Annotated in this window: 16 protein-coding genes and 1 pseudogene; 4 read left to right on the forward strand and 13 right to left on the reverse strand. The window is 72.0% G+C overall.

Annotated elements, in window-relative coordinates:
* Positions 1 to 7 precede the first annotated feature (7 nt).
* The gene (locus CG719_RS00340; RefSeq protein ID WP_100566404.1) at positions 8 to 871 is read right to left on the reverse strand and encodes a phosphotransferase enzyme family protein; all 864 of its coding nucleotides are present in this window, start codon (positions 869 to 871) and stop codon (positions 8 to 10) included.
* A 144-nt stretch (positions 872 to 1,015) separates the two neighbouring features.
* Here CG719_RS00340 and mgt point away from each other — a divergent pair.
* A pseudogene (gene mgt, locus CG719_RS00345) lies at positions 1,016 to 2,249 on the forward strand (macrolide-inactivating glycosyltransferase).
* A 27-nt stretch (positions 2,250 to 2,276) separates the two neighbouring features.
* Here the strand turns inward: mgt and CG719_RS00350 are convergent.
* Complete coding sequence (locus CG719_RS00350) at positions 2,277 to 4,529, reverse strand: MMPL family transporter (RefSeq protein ID WP_100566406.1); 2,253 nt, start codon at positions 4,527 to 4,529, stop codon at positions 2,277 to 2,279.
* Positions 4,530 to 4,789: 260 nt separating this feature from the next.
* Here CG719_RS00350 and CG719_RS00355 point away from each other — a divergent pair, with 260 nt between their 5' ends.
* Complete coding sequence (locus tag CG719_RS00355) at positions 4,790 to 5,338, forward strand: DUF1697 domain-containing protein (protein WP_100566407.1); 549 nt, start codon at positions 4,790 to 4,792, stop codon at positions 5,336 to 5,338.
* Between the two features lie 29 nt (positions 5,339 to 5,367).
* On the opposite strand, the gene CG719_RS00360 is transcribed toward CG719_RS00355, so the two are convergent.
* Positions 5,368 to 6,195, reverse strand: coding sequence for an aldo/keto reductase (locus tag CG719_RS00360; protein ID WP_100566747.1), 828 nt, complete (start codon positions 6,193 to 6,195; stop codon positions 5,368 to 5,370).
* Between the two features lie 67 nt (positions 6,196 to 6,262).
* On the opposite strand from CG719_RS00360, the gene CG719_RS00365 reads away from it, so the two are divergent.
* Both CG719_RS00365 and CG719_RS00370 read left to right on the forward strand, forming a co-directional pair.
* Positions 6,263 to 7,285, forward strand: a complete 1,023-nt coding sequence (locus CG719_RS00365) for a ketopantoate reductase family protein (protein ID WP_100566408.1) — start codon at positions 6,263 to 6,265, stop codon at positions 7,283 to 7,285.
* A gap of 96 nt (positions 7,286 to 7,381) precedes the next feature.
* Positions 7,382 to 8,014, forward strand: a complete 633-nt coding sequence (locus CG719_RS00370) for a mycothiol-dependent nitroreductase Rv2466c family protein (protein WP_100566409.1) — start codon at positions 7,382 to 7,384, stop codon at positions 8,012 to 8,014.
* A 211-nt stretch (positions 8,015 to 8,225) separates the two neighbouring features.
* On the opposite strand, the gene CG719_RS00375 is transcribed toward CG719_RS00370, so the two are convergent.
* The 10 genes from CG719_RS00375 to CG719_RS00425 form a co-directional block, all read right to left on the reverse strand.
* Positions 8,226 to 8,972, reverse strand: coding sequence for a sirohydrochlorin chelatase (locus tag CG719_RS00375; RefSeq protein ID WP_100566410.1), 747 nt, complete (start codon positions 8,970 to 8,972; stop codon positions 8,226 to 8,228).
* A gap of 6 nt (positions 8,973 to 8,978) precedes the next feature.
* Complete coding sequence (locus tag CG719_RS00380) at positions 8,979 to 9,869, reverse strand: ABC transporter permease (RefSeq protein WP_100566411.1); 891 nt, start codon at positions 9,867 to 9,869, stop codon at positions 8,979 to 8,981.
* The gene (locus tag CG719_RS00385; protein ID WP_100566412.1) at positions 9,856 to 10,635 is read right to left on the reverse strand and encodes an ABC transporter ATP-binding protein; all 780 of its coding nucleotides are present in this window, start codon (positions 10,633 to 10,635) and stop codon (positions 9,856 to 9,858) included. Before CG719_RS00385 ends, CG719_RS00380 begins: the two co-directional genes overlap by 14 nt.
* Before the next feature lie 35 nt (positions 10,636 to 10,670).
* Entirely contained in the window at positions 10,671 to 11,819 is a 1,149-nt protein-coding gene (locus tag CG719_RS00390; RefSeq protein ID WP_100566413.1) for an aliphatic sulfonate ABC transporter substrate-binding protein, read from the reverse strand.
* Positions 11,820 to 12,042: 223 nt separating this feature from the next.
* Positions 12,043 to 13,371, reverse strand: a complete 1,329-nt coding sequence (locus tag CG719_RS00400; protein WP_100566415.1) for a sulfate adenylyltransferase subunit 1 — start codon at positions 13,369 to 13,371, stop codon at positions 12,043 to 12,045.
* Positions 13,372 to 13,373: 2 nt separating this feature from the next.
* Positions 13,374 to 14,318 carry a sulfate adenylyltransferase subunit CysD gene (gene cysD, locus CG719_RS00405; RefSeq protein WP_100566416.1) on the reverse strand — a complete coding sequence of 315 codons (945 nt, stop codon included), beginning with the start codon at positions 14,316 to 14,318 and terminating at the stop codon, positions 13,374 to 13,376.
* Positions 14,315 to 14,914, reverse strand: a complete 600-nt coding sequence (gene cysC, locus CG719_RS00410; protein WP_100566417.1) for an adenylyl-sulfate kinase — start codon at positions 14,912 to 14,914, stop codon at positions 14,315 to 14,317. The genes cysD and cysC overlap by 4 nt, the downstream gene beginning before the upstream one ends.
* A 2-nt stretch (positions 14,915 to 14,916) precedes the next feature.
* The gene (locus CG719_RS00415) at positions 14,917 to 15,627 is read right to left on the reverse strand and encodes a phosphoadenylyl-sulfate reductase (RefSeq protein WP_100566418.1); all 711 of its coding nucleotides are present in this window, start codon (positions 15,625 to 15,627) and stop codon (positions 14,917 to 14,919) included.
* Entirely contained in the window at positions 15,624 to 15,845 is a 222-nt protein-coding gene (locus CG719_RS00420) for a hypothetical protein (RefSeq protein WP_100566419.1), read from the reverse strand. The genes CG719_RS00415 and CG719_RS00420 overlap by 4 nt, the downstream gene beginning before the upstream one ends.
* Entirely contained in the window at positions 15,842 to 17,533 is a 1,692-nt protein-coding gene (locus CG719_RS00425) for a nitrite/sulfite reductase (RefSeq protein ID WP_100566420.1), read from the reverse strand. Before CG719_RS00425 ends, CG719_RS00420 begins: the two co-directional genes overlap by 4 nt.
* Positions 17,534 to 17,704: the final 171 nt, after the last annotated feature.

The raw sequence follows: 17,704 nt of genomic DNA on the forward strand, positions 1-17,704 counted from the left end.
GGGCGGGTCAGAACGGGTACCAGCGCACCGTGGTGTCGCCGTCGCGCAGGGATGCCACCCGGCGTTCGAACTCGGCCAGCGCCTTGGGGTTGGTGGGGGCGTGCTGGGCGACCCAGGCGCAGCTCGCCGTCTCGCGGGCGCCGCGCAGCACGGGACAGCCCTCCCACTCCCGTACATCCCAGCCGTAGGTCCGCGTGAAGGCGTCGTAGGCGTCGGCGGGCAGGCCGTAGCGGTCCCGGGACAGGGCCATGACCACCAGGTCGTGCTCGCGCAGGTCCGCCGAGAAGGTCTCCAGGTCGACCAGGACCGGCCCGTCCGGACCGATGTGCACATTGCGCGGCAGCGCGTCGCCGTGGATCGGGCCCGGCGGCAGGTGCGGGGTGAGCGCGGCGGCGGCCGCCGCGAAGCCGTCCCGGCGCTCCCGCAGATACGCCGCGTCGGCCGGGGAGATCGCGTCGCCCGCGAGCCGCAGCCAGCGTTCCACGCCGCCGAGCAGTTCGCGGCGCGGCAGCGCGAACTCGGGGGCGGGCAGGGCGTGGACCAGGCGCAGCAGCTCCGCCAGGTCCGCCGGCCCGGCGGGCCGTACCGGATCGGGCAGCCGGTGCCACACGGTAACCGGATGCCCCTCGACGAGGATCGCCTCCTGGGCGGCGGCCCGCACCGCGGGGACATCGGCCTCGGCCAGCCACATCGCGATCCGCAGCTCGCGCCGCGCCCGGTCCCACAGCTCCGCGTCCCGGCCCACCTTGACGACGAGGTCCCCGGCGGCGAACACCGCGTTCTCGCCCAGAGCGAGCAGCCGCGCGTCGCGCACCGGACCGGCCAACACCCCAGCCCCGCCCAGTACCTCCCGGGCCCGCGCCTCGTCCATCCTCAGCCTCCGTGTCCTCGTCCGGACCCCGGCAACCACACCGAGGCCCCGCGTTTTCGCCGGGTCAGTGTCGCATCCGCACAGGTGGGGGCAGGTGTCCGGTGCCCGGCCCGCAGCGAGCCGCCCACCGTCAGCGAAACCGCGTTGCACGAGACGTATCGTCTCGCCTAGGGTCCTGGGCATGCCCACTCGCGCCCACATCGCCATGTTCTCCGTCGCCCTCCACGGACACGTGAACCCCAGCCTCGAAGTGATCCGGGAACTCGTCGCACGCGGACACCGGGTGACGTACGCCATCCCGCCCGTCTTCGCGGAGAAGGTCGCCGAGACCGGCGCCGAGGTGAAGCCCTGGCACTCCACGCTGCCCTCGCCCGACGACGACCCCTCCGCCTGGGGATCCACGCTGCTCGACAACGTCGAACCGTTCCTGAACGACGCGATCCAGGCCCTGCCCCAGCTGATCGAGGCCTACCGGGACGAGGAGCCGGACCTCGTCCTGCACGACATCACCTCCTACCCGGCCCGCGTCCTCGCCCACCGCTGGGGCGTGCCGGCGATCTCCCTCTCCCCGAACCTCGTGGCCTGGCAGGGCTACGAGGAGGAGGTCGCCGAACCACTGTGGGCCGAGCCCCGCAAGACGGAGCGCGGCCGGGCCTACTACGCCCGCTTCGAGGCGTGGCTCGCGGAGAACGGGATCACCCTGCGCCCGGACCCGTTCGCCGGCCGCCCCGACCGCTCGCTCGTCCTGATCCCCCGCGCGCTGCAACCGCACGCCGACCGGGTCGACGAGAACGTCCACAGCTTCGTCGGCGCCTGCCAGGGCGACCGCTCGGCGCAGGGCGGCTGGGAGCGGCCCGCCGGGGCCGAGAAGGTGGTGCTCGTCTCGCTCGGCTCCGCCTTCACCAAACAGGCCGCCTTCTACCGGGAGTGCGTCGAGGCCTTCGGCGCACTGCCGGGCTGGCACACGGTGCTCCAGGTCGGCAGGCACGTGCGCCCGGACGAACTGGGCGAGGTCCCCGCGAACGTCGAAGTACGTTCCTGGGTGCCGCAGTTGGCGATCCTGCGCCAGGCCGACCTGTTCGTCACGCACGCCGGGGCCGGGGGCAGCCAGGAAGGCCTGACCACCTCGACGCCGATGATCGCCGTACCGCAGGCCGTCGACCAGTTCGGCAACGCGGACATGCTCCAGGGCCTCGGCGTGGCCCGCCACCTCCCCATGGAGGAGGCCACCGCCGGGAACCTGCGTGCCGCCGCGCTCGCCCTCGTCGACGACCCCGAGGTGGCCCGGCGGCTGATGGACGTCCGGGCCGCCATGGCCAAGGAAGGCGGCACCCGGCGGGCCGCCGACCTCATCGAGGCCGAACTGCCCGCCGGGTGAGGGCGATATGCGCTGCCCGCCGAGGGCTCACACGCCCAGCGGCTCGCCCTTGCTCGGAGCGGGCGGGGCCGGCGGGACCGCCGCCGGCTCCAGGGGCTCGTCGTGGGAGAGGTCCGGGAGGCGGTGCAGCCAGCGAGGCAGGTACCAGTTGCGTTCGCCCAGCAGGGACATCACCGAGGGCAGCAGCACCCCGCGGATGACCGTGGCGTCGATGAGCACCGCGGCCGCCAGGCCCACACCCATCTGCTTCATCGACTGCATGGACAGCGTCCCGAAGATCGCGAACACGGCGACCATGATGACCGCGGCGCTGGTGACGACACCCGCCGTGGTGACCACACCGTGCTGGATGGCGTCCTTCGTGTCGCGGCCGCGCAGCCGCGCCTCGCGGATCCGGGAGACCACGAAGACGTGGTAGTCCATCGAGAGGCCGAAAAGGATCACGAACAGGAACAGCGGCAGCCAGGTGACGATCGCGCCGACACCGTGGGCGCCCACCAGGGACGCCCCCCAGCCGTGCTGGAAGACCGCGACGAGGATGCCGTAGGCGGCGCCCACGGACAGCAGGTTCAGCACGATCGAGGTGATCGCGACGGTCAGCGAGCGGAACGACAGCAGCATCAGCAGGAAGGCGAACACCACGACGAAGACGAACACCGGCACGACGGAGCCGATGAGCTGCGCGTTGAAGTCGTGCGAGCCGGCGACCTGGCCGGTGATCGGCGCCTGGACGCCGTCGACCTTGCCCAGCGTGGCGGGCCGCACCTCGTCACGCAGCTTCTCCAGGTTCTTGCCCGCCTTGTCGAGGTCCGAGCCGCCGACCAGCGGGACGGAGACGAGGGCGACGTCGTGGTCCTCGTGCAGCCGGATGTCGACCGGGCCGCGCGAGGCGCCCGAGGTGACCGCCCGCTCCTTGAACTCGGCCAGCGCCCGCCGCACCTCGGGAGCGTTGATGTCGTCCGCCTTCACGACCACCTGGGCCGGCTGAGTACCGCCGGGGAAGGCCTCGTTGAGCCGCTGGTACGTCTGCACGATGGGCAGCGAGTCGCCGAACTCCTGGTCCAGCGTGAGCTGCGACGTCTTCATGCCCAGCGCCGGGGCCGCGACGGCGAGCAGCGCGCCCACGGCCACCGCGGCCGACACCGCCGGCCGGGCCAGCACACGCCGCAGCACGGCCGTCCAGAACCTGCTCTCCCCGTTGCCCTGCCGGCCCCGCCGCAGGAACGGCAGGCGCCCCTTCTCGACCCGCTCGCCCAGCAGCGACAGCAGCGCCGGCAGCACGGTCACCGAGCCGACCATGGCGACGGCCACCACCATCAGCGAGGCCAGGCCCATCGCCTCGAACTCGGCGACCCCGGTGAACAGCATGCCCGCCATCGCCACGCACACCGTGACGCCGGAGACGATGATCGCGCGCCCGCTGGTCGCGGCGGCGATGCGCAGCGCGGTCCCGGCGTCCCGCCCGGCCTCCCGCTCCTCGCGCTCGCGGCGCAGGTAGAACAGGCAGTAGTCGACGCCGACCGCCATGCCGACCAGCAGCATCACGGAGTTTGCGGTGTCGCTCATCGGCTGGAGGTGGCTGACGATGCCCATCAGGCCCATCGTCGCCATGATCGCGGTGATCGCGAGCGCCACGGGCAGCAGTGCGGCCACCAGCGCGCCGAAGGCGATCAGCAGGATCCCGAGGGCCACCGGCACGGCGGAGAACTCGGCCTGCTGGAAGTCGTTCCCGAAGGCGTCGGAGTACTGCTTCTGCATGCTGGCGCCGCCGATCTCCTCGATCCGCAGCGTGGACTGGTCCTTCTGGACGTTCGCGACGGCGTTGAGCACGGGCTCCACCCGCTCGCCCGCGGTGTCCGCCTCGCCGCGCAGCGAGAACTGCACCAGCGCGCTGCGGCCGTCCTCGGAGATGGTCTTCGTGTCGTACGGCGAGGTCACGTCCGTGACCAGGCCGGTCCCCTCGACGGCCGTGATCACGTCGCCGACGGCCGTCCGGAAGCCGGCGTCCGTGGCCCTGCCGGAGCCGTCCTTCGCCTGGATCAGGACGGTCTCGCTCGCCGGTTCCTTGATCCCCGCGTCCTCGATGATCTTCGCCGCGGTGTGTGTCTCGCCCTTGAGCTGGTCGCTCTCCTTGACGTCCAGCCGGCCGGCCGCCGACCCCAGTCCCATCGCCAGCACGACGAACAGCACCCAGATCCCGACAGCGGCCCATCGATGCCGGGCGCTCCAGCCGCCGGCCCGCGCGGCGAGGCCCCGCACCCGTGTCTCTGCGTTCACCATGACGGGCTTGCCCCTTCTTGAGAGGCCCTGCGGACCTCGTGCGCGGCGACGGCCCCCTGCCGTCGCCCTCCGCATCGAAGGTAGGTGCGGGGCGGTGCCCCGCTCGTCGTGCTGACCGGTGAAGTGCCGCCGCCCGGGCTCCTCCTGCCGGACCCCGTTTCCTCCGCACTGGGGAGGACGCCGACCCCTTACACGTATCCGGGCTTCTCGGGGGCGCGGATCAGGGGTGCGCGTCACGCCCGCAGCTCTATCGTGGGCGGATGACGATGTACGCCGCGCTGCTGCGCGGAATCAACGTGGGCGGCAAGAAGGTCCCGATGGCCGAGCTGCGCACCCTGGTGGCTGAGCTCGGCCACACCCGTGTGCAGACCCATCTGCAGAGCGGCCAGGCTGTTTTCGCCGCCGGTCACGGCGACGAGGAGTCGCTGGCCGCGGAGTTCACGGCGGCGCTGGAGAAGCGGTTCGGCTTCCCGGTGGACGTGATCGTGCGCGACCACGCCTATCTGCGGGCGGTCGCCGAGTCCTGCCCGTTCCCGGCCGCCGAGCTGGAGGGACGGCAGCTGCACGTGACCTACTTCTCCGCGCCCGTCGGGGCGGAGCGGTACGCGGAGATCGACCAGGAGGCATACCTGCCCGAGGAGTTCCGCCTCGGCGACCGGGCCCTCTACCTGTACGCGCCGGACGGACTCGGCCGCTCCAGGCTCGCCGAGCACCTGGCCAGGAAGCGGCTGAACAAGGACCTGATCGCGACCAGCCGGAACTGGAACACGGTGCTCAGACTCGTCGAGCTGACCGCCCCGGACGCCTGACGCGCGGGACATGACCCGCGCGGGCCCGCTCACCCGAGGGCGGACAGCCGGGACAGCTCGGCGGCGCCGAGGGACAGGCGCGCCGCGTCCAGGTTCTCCTCGAGATGGGCGAGCGTGCCCGTGCCCGGAGTCGGACAGAGCACGGGGGAGCGGTGCAGCAGCCACGCCAGCGCCACCTGTCCGGGCGTGGCGCCGTGCGCGGCGACGATCCGGGCGCACTCCGGGTCCCCGGTCAACGCGCCGTTGCCCAGCGGGAACCACGGCAGGAACGCGATCCCGCGCTCCTCGCACAGCTCCAGCAGCGGCTCGGACGCGCGGTCGGCGAGGTTGTAGCGGTTCTGGACGGAGGCGACGGAGGTCAACTCCATCGCCGAGGTGAGCTGTTCGGCGGAGACGGTGTCCAGGCCGACGTGGCGGATCTTGCCCTCCTCGCGCAACTCGTCGAGTGCGCCGAGCTGTTCGGCCATCGGCACGGCGGGGTCGAGCCGGTGGAGCTGGTACAGGTCGATCCTCTCCAGCCGCAGCCTCCGCAGGCTCGCCTCGCACATCGCCCGCAGTTGCTCCGGCCGCCCGTCCACGTGCCAGGCGCTGTCGCCGGTGCGGACCACCCCGCCCTTGGTGGCGATCACCAGGTCCTCGGGGTAGGGGCGCAGGGCCTCGGCCACCAGTTCCTCGGCGACGGACGGACCGTAGTTGTCCGCGGTGTCGATCAGGTTCACCCCGCGCTCCACCGCTCGCCGCAGCACCGCCACCGCGTCCCGGGCGTCACCGCGCGGACCCCAGTAGCCGGGGCCGGTGAGCTGCGCGGTGCCGTAACCGAGGCGCCGTACGGGCAGGTCGCCGCCGAGCGTGAACATCTGCGGGGTCACACGGTCTCCTGGGTCGTCAGGTGGGGCATACGGAGGGCTGTGGGAGGCTCGTCCCATGCGTTACATCATCATCGGGGCAGGGGCGGTCGGCGGCGCCGTCGGGGGGCGGCTGGCGCAGAGCGGGCGCGAGGTCGTACTGGTCGCGCGCGGAGCGCATCTCGCTGCGCTGCGCGAGGACGGGCTGCGGCTGGCGGTGCCGGAGGGCGAACTCACATGCCGGCTGCCCGCCGTGGACGGGCCCGAGGCGCTCGGCGAACTGCGCGCCGACGACGTGCTGGTGCTGGCCGTCAAGACCCAGGACACCGAGGCGGCGCTGGCGGCCTGGGGTCCGGCGCCGGTCGCGGGCGGCGGCACGGCCGGGCGGAGACTGCCGCTGCTGTGCGCGCAGAACGGGGTGGAGGGCCAGCGGCTCGCCCTGCGCCGCTTCCGGCACGTGTACGGCGTCTGCGTATGGCTGCCCGCGGCCCACGTAGAACCCGGCGCCGTCTCGGCCGCGGGCACCCCGCTCACCGGCATACTGCACCTGGGCCGCTACCCGGGCGGCACCGACGAAACCCTGCGGCGGATCTCCGCCGACCTGGAGTCGGCGCACTTCGAGGCGCCGGTCGTGCCGGACGTGAGCCGCTGGCAGTACGCCAAGCTGCTCGGCAACCTCGCCAACGCGATCGAGGCCGTCAGCGGCCCGCTGGACAGCGAGGCGGCGCACGCGCTGTACGGGAGGGTGCGCGCCGAGGGCGAGGCGGTGCTCGCCGCGGCCGGGATCCCCTGGGCGGGTGCCGAGGAGCAGAAGGAGGTCCGCGGCGACAAGATCACCCTGGTGCCGCTGCCCGGCGCCCCGCGCGGCGGCGGCTCCTCCTGGCAGTCCCTCGCCCGGGGCACCGGTTCCATCGAGGCCGACCACCTCAACGGGGAGATCGTGCTCCTGGGCCGGCTGCACGGCATACCGACACCGCTCAACGAACTGCTCCAGCACCTGGCCAACACCTTCGCGCGAGAGCGCCGGGCGGCGGGCTCGATGCCGGTGACGGAGCTGGTGCGGCTGGCGGACGAGGCGGAAGCGGCGGACGCTGCGGGCTGAGCGGGCTGCGGGTCAGGCGGGCCGGGCGGGCCGGGCGGGCCAAGTGGCGCATGAAAAGACCTCACGATTGGACCGGGATCCTGTGCCAATCGGCCGCTGGCGTCGACGGCATGCCCCCCCGACTCGCCGACCCGCGTCGACTTCTACTTCGACCCCGCCTGCCCCTTCGCCTGGATCACCTCCCGCCGGCTGCTCGAGGTGGAACGCGAGCGTCCGCTCGACCTCGGGTTCCACGTCATGAGCCTGTACCTGCACAACACCGGCGACGAACTGCCCGACTGGTACCGGGAACTGGTCGACAAGTCGATCGGCCCGGTGCGCGTCGCGGTGGCCGCCGCCGAGCGGCACGGCGAGAAGGTGCTGCGGGACCTCTGCACCGCCTTCGGCGTCCGCATCCACGAGCGCGGGGAGGAGGACTTCGACGCGGTCGTCGTCGGGTCCCTGGACGAGCTGGGATCGGACGGGGACCTCGCCGCGGCCGCGCACGATCCGTCGCACGACGAGGCGGTACGGCGCAGTCACGAGGCCGGTGCCGAGACGGAGACCGGCGCGTACGTGGGGACGCCCACCCTCCACGTCGACGGAACGGTGTGGTTCGGGCCGGCGCTGCGGGCCGTCCCGCGTGGCGCGGAGGCGGCCGAGCTGTTCGACGCCTTCCACGTCCTGGCAACCCGGCCGGACTTCTTCGAACTCAAGCGCACCCGCACCGGATCACTCCGCTTCGGCTGAGCCCCGGCCGAGGGTCCCTCGCGTACGGCATGGGCGGGATGATCCGCATTCGGGGACCCGTTCGCGGCAGGGCAGTGACACTTGCGCACCGCCGCACGCTGAACTGGATGTCACCACCGCTCACCGGTCAACGGCGGGTGGTGGAGGGGCCGTTCGCGGACCGGCACCACGGGGGAGTGCCGGGCCGCGGGCGGAACCCGTCCTCCGTCCGTCAGGCTCCCAGGGCCGCCGACAGCGGCAGCCGGGCGGCGTCGTAGCGCTCCAGCAGGACCCGGGCCACCTCCGGGGCGGGGCCGAGCACCCCGGCCAGTACGTCGGCGCCGGCCTCGGTCGCGCCGCGGGCGATGCGGTCGGGCAGGAAGCCGGGTGCCAGGACGTACGGGGCGACCGCGACCCTGGCGCAGCCCAGTTCGCGCAGTTCCCGCACCGCGTCCTCGGTGCGCGGCGGGGAGGCGGAGGCGAACGCAGGCCGCACGGCGCACCAGCCGGTGTGCCGCCACTCCCGCGCGATTTCTGCGATCACTGCGATCGCCTCCGGGTCCGAGGACCCCGCCGAGGCCAGTACGACCCCGGTCGAGGACTTGTCGGCGGGGTCGAGTCCCGCCTCGTACAGACGCCTCTCCAGGGCGTCCGTCAGCAGCGGTGAGGGGCCGAGGACCTCCGCCTGCCGGATCCGCAGCCGCGACGGCGCCCGGCGCAGCACCGAGGGGATGTCCGCCTTGGCGTGGAAGGCGCGGGTCAGCAGCAGCGGCAGGGCCACGACGTCGCGCACCCCGTCGGCCGCCAGGGCGTCCAGCACGCCCGGCACGGACGGCACGTTGAAGTCCAGGAACCCGGTCTCCACCCGCAGCCCGGGGCGCAGCGCCCGGACCCGGCGGACCAGGGCATGGACGGTCGCGGCATGGCGCGGATCGCGGCTGCCGTGGGCGACGACGAGGAGAACGGGCTGGTGGATCATGGGCGTTCAGCTCTTCACGAGAAGACCGCGGCCGCGCAGCACCCGCCGCTCCAGCGGACTGAAGATCAGCAGGTCGATGGCGATGCCGACGAACAGGATCAGGATGATGGCCTCGAAGACCATGGCCATGGAGCTCGCGTTGCGGCCGTTCTCCAGCAGCGCGCCCAGGCCGATGCCCAGGTCCGGCGAGGAGGCGATGATCTCCGCCGCCATCAGTGACCGCCAGGAGAACGCCCAGCCCTGCTTCAGACCGGCCAGATAGCCCGGCAGGGCGGCCGGCAGGACGATGTGCCAGGCGCCCCGGGCACCCGTCGCGCCCATCGTGCGGCCCGCCCGCAGGAACAGCGGCGGCACCTGGTCGATGCCGGACACCAGTCCGTTGGCGATGGACGGGACCGCGCCGAGCAGGATCACCGCGTACATCATCGAGTTGTCCAGGCCCAGCCAGATCACCGCCGGCGGCACCCACGCCACCGACGGCAGCGACTGGAGGCCGGACAGGATCGGGCCGAGGGCCGCGCGCACGAACTTCACCCGGGCCACCAGCAGGCCCAGCGGGGTGCCGATGGCCAGCGCGAACAGGAAGCCCAGCAGACCGCGCGAGACGGACGTCCAGATGAAGCCGAGCAGCTTGCCCTGCAACCAGGCGTCCTTGAACTCGCCGCCCACGTCGGCGGGCGAGGGCAGCCGGCTCGGGTCGTCGACCACCTTCAGCGAGATCAGCGCCTGCCAGACCACCAGGACCACCGCGACCGCCACGACCGGCGGCAGAACCTTGTTGACCAGGGTCTGGCGCAGCGGCGCACGGCCGGCCGCCGTGGTCTCCAGGGCGTCGAGACCGGCCTCGACGTCGGCCAGTTCGGCGCCCCGGGCCGTCTTCGTCTCAGTGCTGGCCATGTCGGCGGATCTCCCCACGCAGGACTTCGGTGATCTCCAGGGACAGTTCCGCCACGGGCGCGTCCTCGATGCGGCGCGGCTGCGGGATGTCCACCGTCCACTCGCGGGCCACCCGGCCCGGACGGGAGGACAGCAGGACGACGCGCTGTGCGAGCCGCACCGCCTCGCGCACGTTGTGCGTGACGAACAGCACCGACACCCCGGTCTGCTGCCAGATCCGGGTCAGCTCGTCGTGCAGGACGTCCCGGGTGATGGCGTCGAGCGCCGCGAACGGCTCGTCCATCAGCAGCAGGTTGCTCTCCTGGGCCAGCGCGCGGGCCATCGCCACCCGCTGGCGCATCCCGCCGGACAGTTCGTGGACGCGCTTGCCGTACGCGCCCTTCAGCCGGACGAGTTCGAGCAGCTCCTCGGCCCGGCCGCGCCGCTCCGGCTTCGCCACTCCGCGCAGCCTCAGGGCGAGTTCGATGTTCCTGCCGGCGGTCAGCCAGGGGAACAGGGCGTGCTCCTGGAACATCAGGGCGGGCCGGCCGTCCGTCGTGATGGACCCGGCGGTGGGCCGGTCCAGCCCCGCCACCAGGTTCAGCAGCGTGGACTTGCCGCAGCCCGAGGCCCCCAGGAGGGTGACGAACTCGCCCGGGGCGACATCGAGGCTGATGCCGTCCAGTACGAGCTGTTGCCCGCCCGGTGCCGCGAAGGACTTCGAGACGTTCTCGAGGCGGGCCGCGTGCTCTACGGTCTCGGCGGCCCTGGCAAGGGTCGTGGCCATGGTCGTCACCTCCTGGGAACTCTTCGGCTACGGATCTACTGGGCGCCGAGACCGGCGTCGTCGACGGTCGGCCGGCCCGCGGCCTTCAGCACCTTGTTCAGCGGGGCGAGGTCGTAGATGCCGGCCAGCTTCGGGCTCTGCAGCAGGCCCGCCTTGACCGCGTGCTGCGCCTCGGTGTCGAGAGTGGAGGCCAGCGGGTCGTCGGTGATCTGGATGGACTTCCACGCCGGGTCGAGGACGTTCTCGGGCAGCTCCTTGCCGGAGTCGGTCCCCAGCTGCTTGTTCGCCGCGGCCTTCGCCTCGTCCGGGTGGGCGTTGATCCACGTGTTGGTCTCCACGGAGGCCCTCAGCACCGCCTCGACGGCCTTCGGGTGCTCCTTGAGGAACTTCTGCGACACGATGATGTTCGTGATCACGAACTTCTTGTCGGGCCACAGGGAAGACTCGTCAAGGAGTACCTTGGCGCCCTCGGCGACCAGCTTCGACGCGGTCGGTTCAGGCACCCAGGCGCCGTCGATGGAGCCGGACTTGTAGGCGTCCGGGGTGATCTTGTTGTCGGTGCGGACCACGGAGACGTCGCCCTTGCCGCTCTGCGCGTCGACCTTCCAGCCCTGTTCGGCGATCCAGTTGAGGAACGCCACGTCCTGCGTGTTGCCGAGCTGCGGGGTCGCGATCTTCTTGCCCTTGACGTCCCGCAAGGACTTGATCTTCGCCGGGTCGACCACGAGCTTGACCCCGCCGGAGGCCGAACCGCCGATGATGCGCAGGCTCTTGCCGTCCGACTTGGTGTAGCCGTTGATCGCCGGGGACGGGCCGATCCAGCCGATGTCGATGGAGCCGGAGTTGAGGGCCTCGATCTCGGACGGCCCGGCGTTGAAGACCGACGGCTTGACGACCGTCGCGCCCAACTCCTTCTGGAAGAAGCCCTTCTGCACTCCGACCAGCGCGGTCGCGTGGGTCAGGTTGCCGAAGTAGCCGATCCTGACCGAGTCGAGACCGTCGGTCTTCTCGGCACCGGCGGCCACCTTCTGCCGGGCGCCGTCGTCGTCGGCCTGGGAGCCGTAGCCGCAGGCGGCGAGCGTGAGCAGGGGCAGGGCGGCGAGCACGACGAGGCCGCGGCGGAGTACGGGCCCGGGGGAGCCCCCGGCGGGGCGGAAGCGGAACGGGGGAAGGCTGGCAGGCACGGGAGGCTTTCCTCTCGCAGGCCCGGCGGTCACGGCCGGTCAGGCCGTGGCCGGGAAGTCGGCAGGTCCAGGTAAGCGGGGGTGGGGGGTGAGGGCGCGCGGGCAGTGCGCGTACGTCAGCGCGCACATCGCGCCACCCCGCCCTGTCCGCTGCCGAGGGCGCCGCTGCCGACCCGGCCGCCCTCCTTGGCGAACGTCGAGTAGAAGTCCCGGGAGTCCATGGTCAGAAGTCCCAGCCGTCCTCGTCCGCCGCGTCCTTGACCGGTGCCGGCGCGGCGAACGACTCGCCGACCATCCCCGCGGTGAGCGTGGTTCCGTCGGCCGGGTCGATCAGGATGAACGAGCCGGTGCGGCGGGAGTCGGCGTAGGAGTCGACCGGCAGCGGCTCGGCGGTGCGGATCTTGACCCGCCCGATGTCGTTGGCGACGAGCCGGCCGGGGTGCGGGTGCAGGGACAGGTCGTCCAGGGTGAGCCGGGACGGGATGTCCTTGACGATCGCCTTGACCGTGCGGGTGCCGTGCTTGAGCAGCACCCGGTGGCCGACGGTCAGCGGCTGGTCGGCGACGTGGCAGACGGTCGCCTCCACGTCCTGGGTGGTGGCGGGCGCGTCCTTGACGGGCACGATCAGGTCGCCGCGCGAGACGTCGACGTCGTCCCGGAGCAGGACCGTCACCGACTGCGCCGTCCAGGCCACGTCGACCGGCTCACCGAGCAGGTCGATGCCGGAGATCCGGCTGGTGCGGCCGGACGGCAGCACCTTCACCTCGTCGCCGACCCGGAAGCTGCCCGCGGCGATCTGGCCCGCGTAGCCCCGGTAGTCGGGGTGCTCGGCGGTCTGCGGCCGGATCACGTACTGCACGGGCAGCCGCGCGTGGCAGTGCGCCAGGTCGTGGCTGACCGGGACCGTCTCCAGGTGCTCCAGGACGGTCGGGCCGCCGTACCAGTCCATGGTCGCGGACGGCTCCACCACGTTGTCGCCGACCAGCGCCGAGATCGGGATGGCGGTGACCTCCGGGACGCCCAGTTCGGTCGCGTACGCCGTGAACTCCTCGGCGATCGCGGCGAACACGGACTCGCGGTGGTCGACCAGGTCCATCTTGTTCACGGCCAGGACCACGTGCGGCACGCGCAGCAGCGCGGCGATCGCCGCGTGCCGGCGGGTCTGCTCCACCACGCCGTTGCGGGCGTCCACCAGGATCACCGTCAGCTCGGCGGTGGACGCGCCGGTGACCATGTTCCGCGTGTACTGCACATGGCCCGGGGTGTCCGCGAGGATGAACCGGCGGCGCGGGGTGGCGAAGTAGCGGTAGGCCACGTCGATGGTGATGCCCTGCTCGCGCTCGGCGCGCAGCCCGTCCGTCAGCAGGGCGAGGTCCGGGGCCTGCTGGCCGCGGCTCGCGGAGGCGCGCTCCACGGCCTCCAGCTGGTCGGTGAGGACCGACTTGGAGTCGTGCAGCAGCCGGCCCACGAGGGTGGACTTGCCGTCGTCGACGGAGCCGGCGGTGGCGAACCGCAGCAGGGTGGTGGACGCCAGGTCCGTGGTCGTGGTCATCTCTAGAAGTACCCCTCGCGCTTGCGGTCTTCCATCGCGGCCTCGGACAGCTTGTCGTCGGCCCGGGTGGCGCCGCGCTCGGTCAGGCGCGAGGCGGCGATCTCGGTGATCACCTTCTCGATGGTGTCGGCGTCGGAGTCGACGGCGCCGGTGCACGACATGTCGCCGACGGTGCGGTAGCGCACGAGCCGCTTCTCGACCCTCTCGCCGTCCTTGGGGCCGCCCCAGTCGCCGGCGGTCAGCCACATGCCGTCGCGCGAGAAGACCTCGCGGGTGTGGGCGTAGTAGATCCCGGGCAGCTCGATGGCCTCGCGGGCGATGTACTGCCACACGTCCAGCTCGGTCCAGTTGGACAGCGGGAACACCCGGACGTGCTCGCCGGGCGCGTGCCGGCCGTTGTAGAGGTTCCACAGCTCGGGCCGCTGGCGGCGCGGGTCCCACTGGGAGAACTCGTCGCGCAGCGAGAACACCCGCTCCTTGGCGCGGGCCTTCTCCTCGTCGCGGCGGCCGCCGCCGAAGACCGCGTCGAACCGCTCGGACTGGATCCTCTCGGTCAGCGGGAGGGTCTGGAGCGGATTGCGGGTGCCGTCCGGGCGCTCCCTGAGGACGCCCCGGTCGATGTAGTCCTGCACGGACGCGACGTGCAGCCGCAGCCCGTGCCCGGCCACCGTGCGGTCGCGGTAGTCGAGGACCTCGGGGAAGTTGTGCCCGGTGTCCACGTGCAGCAGCGAGAAGGGCACCGCGGCGGGCCGGAACGCCTTCAGCGCCAGATGCAGCATGACGATGGAGTCCTTGCCCCCGGAGAACAGGATCACCGGGTTCTCGAACTCGCCTGCCACCTCGCGGAAGATGTGCACCGCCTCGGACTCCAGCGCGTCCAGGTGGGAGAGGGCGTACGGGCTGCCCGTGCCCTCGTCGCCCGCATTGGTCTTGGCGACAGTCGTCATGCCAGTCCCCTTTCGCTGAGCAGCGTGTGCACGGAATCGGCCGACTCCCGGACCGTCTGGTGCTGCGACTCGATGCGCAGGTCCGGCGAGAGGGGCTCCTCGTACGGGTCGTCGACGCCCGTCAGACCCGTCAGTTCGCCCGCGGCCTGCTTGGCGTACAGACCCTTCACATCGCGTACGGAGCACACCTCGACCGGAGTGGCGACGTGCACCTCCAGGTACGCCGTGCCGTTCTTCGCGTGCCACTCGCGCACCGCGTCGCGGCTGTCGGTGTACGGCGCGATCACCGGGACCAGCGCCTTGACCCCGTTGCGGGCGAGCAGTTCGGCGACGAAGCCGATGCGCCGCACGTTGGTGTGCCGGTCGGCGCGGCCGAAGCCGAGGCCCGCGGAGAGGAACTCGCGGATCTCGTCGCCGTCGAGCACCTCGACGCGATGGCCCTCCGCACGCAGCCGTCCGGCCAGTTCGTGCGCGATGGTGGTCTTGCCGGCGCTCGGCAGACCCGTGAGCCAGACGGTGGCTCCGGTCGTCACGTGTGTCTCCCTGTGGGTGGAAGCTTTCGCCGACAGTCTCGACAGTCTCGGCAGTTCGGTCATGGTCAGCCGTGCAGTCCGCACTCGGTCTTGGCGTTGCCCGCCCAGCGGCCGGCGCGCGCGTCCTCGCCCTCCAGCAGGCGCCGGGTGCAGGGCGCGCAGCCCACGGAGCCGTAGCCGTCCATCAGCAACGGGTTGGTGAGCACGCCGTGTTCGGCGACGTAGGCGTCCACGTCGTCCTGGGTCCAGCGGGCGATCGGGGAGACCTTGACCTTCCGCCGCTTCTCGTCCCAGCCGACGACCGGCGTGTTCGCCCGGGTCGGGGACTCGTCGCGGCGCAGCCCGGTCGCCCAGGCCGTGTAGCCCTTCAGGCCCTCCTCCAGCGGCCGCACCTTGCGCAGCCGGCAGCACAGGTCCGGATCGCGGTCGTGCAGCCTCGGGCCGTACTCCGCGTCCTGCTCGGCGACCGTCCGCTCCGGGGTGAGGGTGATGACGTGGACGTCCATCACGGCCTCGACCGCGTCGCGGGTGCCGATGGTCTCCGGGAAGTGGTAGCCGGTGTCGAGGAAGACCACGTCCACGCCCGGCATCGCACGGGAGGCGAGGTGGGCGACCACCGCGTCCTCCATGGAGGAGGTGACGCAGAACCGGCGGCCGAAGGCGCCGGCCGCCCACTGGAGGATCTCCAGCGCGGAGGCGTCCTCCAGGTCGCGGCCCGCCTGTTCGGCCAGCGACTTCAACTCGGCTTCGTTCACTGCTTCCTGAGTAGCCGTCATATCTCTTCGTCCCCTTCGTGGCCGGCGCGCCGGACGCCCCGGGCGAGCAGGCCGAGGAACTTCAGCCGGAAGGCCCGGTTGCATCCCGCGCATTCCCAGGCGCCTCCCCCAAGCTCTCGGCTTCGCTCGAGCAGGGGGGACCCCCATCCCTCCTCACTGGGACGGAGGTCCTCCTCGCCGCAGTACGGGCAGTAGAAGGGGGCGGCACGTTCGCTCATGACAGCTCCTTCTCGGACGCCCGCGCGGCCCAGGCGGCGAACCGCTCGCCGTCCTGGCGCTGCTCCTGGTAGCGGCTCAGGACCCGCTCGATGTAGTCGGGCAGCTCCGTGGCCGTCACCTTCAGTCCGCGCACCTTGCGGCCGAAGCCGGGCTCCAGGCCCAGCGCGCCGCCCAGGTGTACCTGGTAGCCCTCGACCTGCTCGCCGCGGTCGTCGACGACCAGCTGGCCCTTGAGGCCGATGTCCGCCACCTGGATACGGGCGCAGGCGTTGGGGCAGCCGTTGAGGTTGATGGTGATCGGCTCGTCGAAGTCCGGCAGGCGGCGCTCGAGTTCGTCGATCAGCGAGGCGCCGCGCGCCTTGGTCTCGACGATGGCGAGCTTGCAGAACTCGATGCCGGTGCAGGCCATGGTGCCGCGCCGGAACGTGGACGGCCGGGCGGTGAGGTCCAGGGCCTCGAGACCGGCGACCAGCGAGTCGACCTGGTCCCCCTCGACGTCGAGGATGATCATCTTCTGCTCGACGGTGGTACGGACCCGCCCCGAGCCGTGCGCCTCGGCCAGGTCGGCGATCTTCGTCAGGGTGGCGCCGTCGACGCGGCCGACCCGCGGGGCGAAACCGACGTAGTGCCGGCCGTCGTTCTGCCGGTGCACCCCGACGTGGTCGCGCCACTGCTGGACCGGCTCCTCGGGGGCGGGCCCGTCGACGAGCGGCCGCTTCAGGTACTCGTCCTCCAGCACCTGGCGGAACTTCTCCGCGCCCCAGTCGGCGACCAGGAACTTCAGCCGGGCCCGGTTGCGCAGCCGCCGGTAGCCGTAGTCGCGGAAGATCGACAGAACGCCCTCGTAGACGTCCGGGACCTCCTCCAGCGGCACCCAGGCGCCCAGCCGCACGCCCAGCTTGGGGTTGGTGGACAGACCGCCGCCGACCCACAGGTCGAAGCCGGGCCCGTGCTCGGGGTGGCGCACGCCCACGAACGCGACGTCGTTGATCTCGTGCACCACGTCGAGCAGCGGGGAGCCGGAGATGGCCGTCTTGAACTTCCGGGGCAGGTTCGAGTACGCCTTGTTGCCCAGGACGCGGCGCTGTATCTCCTCCAGCGCCGGGGTGGCGTCGATGATCTCGTCCTCGGCGATGCCGGCGACGGGGGAGCCGATCATCACGCGCGGGGTGTCGCCGCAGGCCGTGACCGTGGACAGGCCGACGGCCTCCAGGCGGTTCCAGATCTCCGGCACGTCCTCGATCCGGATCCAGTGGTACTGGATGTTCTGCCGGTCGGTGATGTCGGCGGTGCCGCGCGCGAACTCCTGCGAGACCTCGCCGATGACCCGCAGCTGCCGGGTGGTCAGCCGGCCGCCGTCGATGCGTACGCGCATCATGAAGTAGCGGTCGTCCAGCTCCTCCGGCTCCAGGATCGCGGTCTTGCCGCCGTCGATGCCGGGCTTGCGCTGGGTGTACAGGCCCCACCAGCGCATCCGGCCGCGCAGGTCGTTGGGGTCGATCGAGTCGAAACCGCGCTTGGAGTAGATGGTCTCAATACGTGTCCGCACATTGAGACCGTCGTCGTCCTTCTTGAACTGCTCGTTGCCGTTGAGCGGGGTCAGATGCCCCACGGCCCACTGTCCCTCGCCGCGGTGACGGCTCACCTTGCGGCCGGACGCGGCGGGGTTCTGCGGGGAGGCGGCCATGGTCGATACGTCCTTCGGGACAGCGGGAATGCGGCTCTGGACCTGCGCGGGTGCAGGCGCACGGGCAGACGCGCGGGCGGGCGCGTCTGTGCGCAGGGCGGGACAGCAGGTGAAGCGGTAAGAAAAGGGAAAACGGGAAAAGCCGGCGGCGCCGGGCTCGTGGCCGTCAGG

The organism is Streptomyces sp. CB01373 (assembly GCF_002803075.1).
In the GTDB taxonomy this organism is placed as follows: domain Bacteria; phylum Actinomycetota; class Actinomycetes; order Streptomycetales; family Streptomycetaceae; genus Streptomyces.

Excerpts from the sequence above, each read along its gene's own strand:
- CG719_RS00340 (WP_100566404.1), bottom strand. The coding sequence starts at position 871 with ATGGACGAGGCGCGGGCCCGGGAGGTACTGGGCGGGGCTGGGGTGTTG.
- CG719_RS00350 (WP_100566406.1), bottom strand. The coding sequence starts at position 4,529 with ATGGTGAACGCAGAGACACGGGTGCGGGGCCTCGCCGCGCGGGCCGGC.
- CG719_RS00355 (WP_100566407.1), top strand. The coding sequence starts at position 4,790 with ATGACGATGTACGCCGCGCTGCTGCGCGGAATCAACGTGGGCGGCAAG.
- CG719_RS00360 (WP_100566747.1), bottom strand. The coding sequence starts at position 6,195 with ATGTTCACGCTCGGCGGCGACCTGCCCGTACGGCGCCTCGGTTACGGC.
- CG719_RS00365 (WP_100566408.1), top strand. The coding sequence starts at position 6,263 with ATGCGTTACATCATCATCGGGGCAGGGGCGGTCGGCGGCGCCGTCGGG.
- CG719_RS00375 (WP_100566410.1), bottom strand. The coding sequence starts at position 8,972 with ATGATCCACCAGCCCGTTCTCCTCGTCGTCGCCCACGGCAGCCGCGAT.
- CG719_RS00380 (WP_100566411.1), bottom strand. The coding sequence starts at position 9,869 with ATGGCCAGCACTGAGACGAAGACGGCCCGGGGCGCCGAACTGGCCGAC.
- CG719_RS00385 (WP_100566412.1), bottom strand. The coding sequence starts at position 10,635 with ATGGCCACGACCCTTGCCAGGGCCGCCGAGACCGTAGAGCACGCGGCC.
- CG719_RS00400 (WP_100566415.1), bottom strand. The coding sequence starts at position 13,371 with ATGACCACGACCACGGACCTGGCGTCCACCACCCTGCTGCGGTTCGCC.
- cysD (WP_100566416.1), bottom strand. The coding sequence starts at position 14,318 with ATGACGACTGTCGCCAAGACCAATGCGGGCGACGAGGGCACGGGCAGC.
- cysC (WP_100566417.1), bottom strand. The coding sequence starts at position 14,914 with ATGACCGAACTGCCGAGACTGTCGAGACTGTCGGCGAAAGCTTCCACC.
- CG719_RS00415 (WP_100566418.1), bottom strand. The coding sequence starts at position 15,627 with ATGACGGCTACTCAGGAAGCAGTGAACGAAGCCGAGTTGAAGTCGCTG.
- CG719_RS00420 (WP_100566419.1), bottom strand. The coding sequence starts at position 15,845 with ATGAGCGAACGTGCCGCCCCCTTCTACTGCCCGTACTGCGGCGAGGAG.
- CG719_RS00425 (WP_100566420.1), bottom strand. The coding sequence starts at position 17,533 with ATGGCCGCCTCCCCGCAGAACCCCGCCGCGTCCGGCCGCAAGGTGAGC.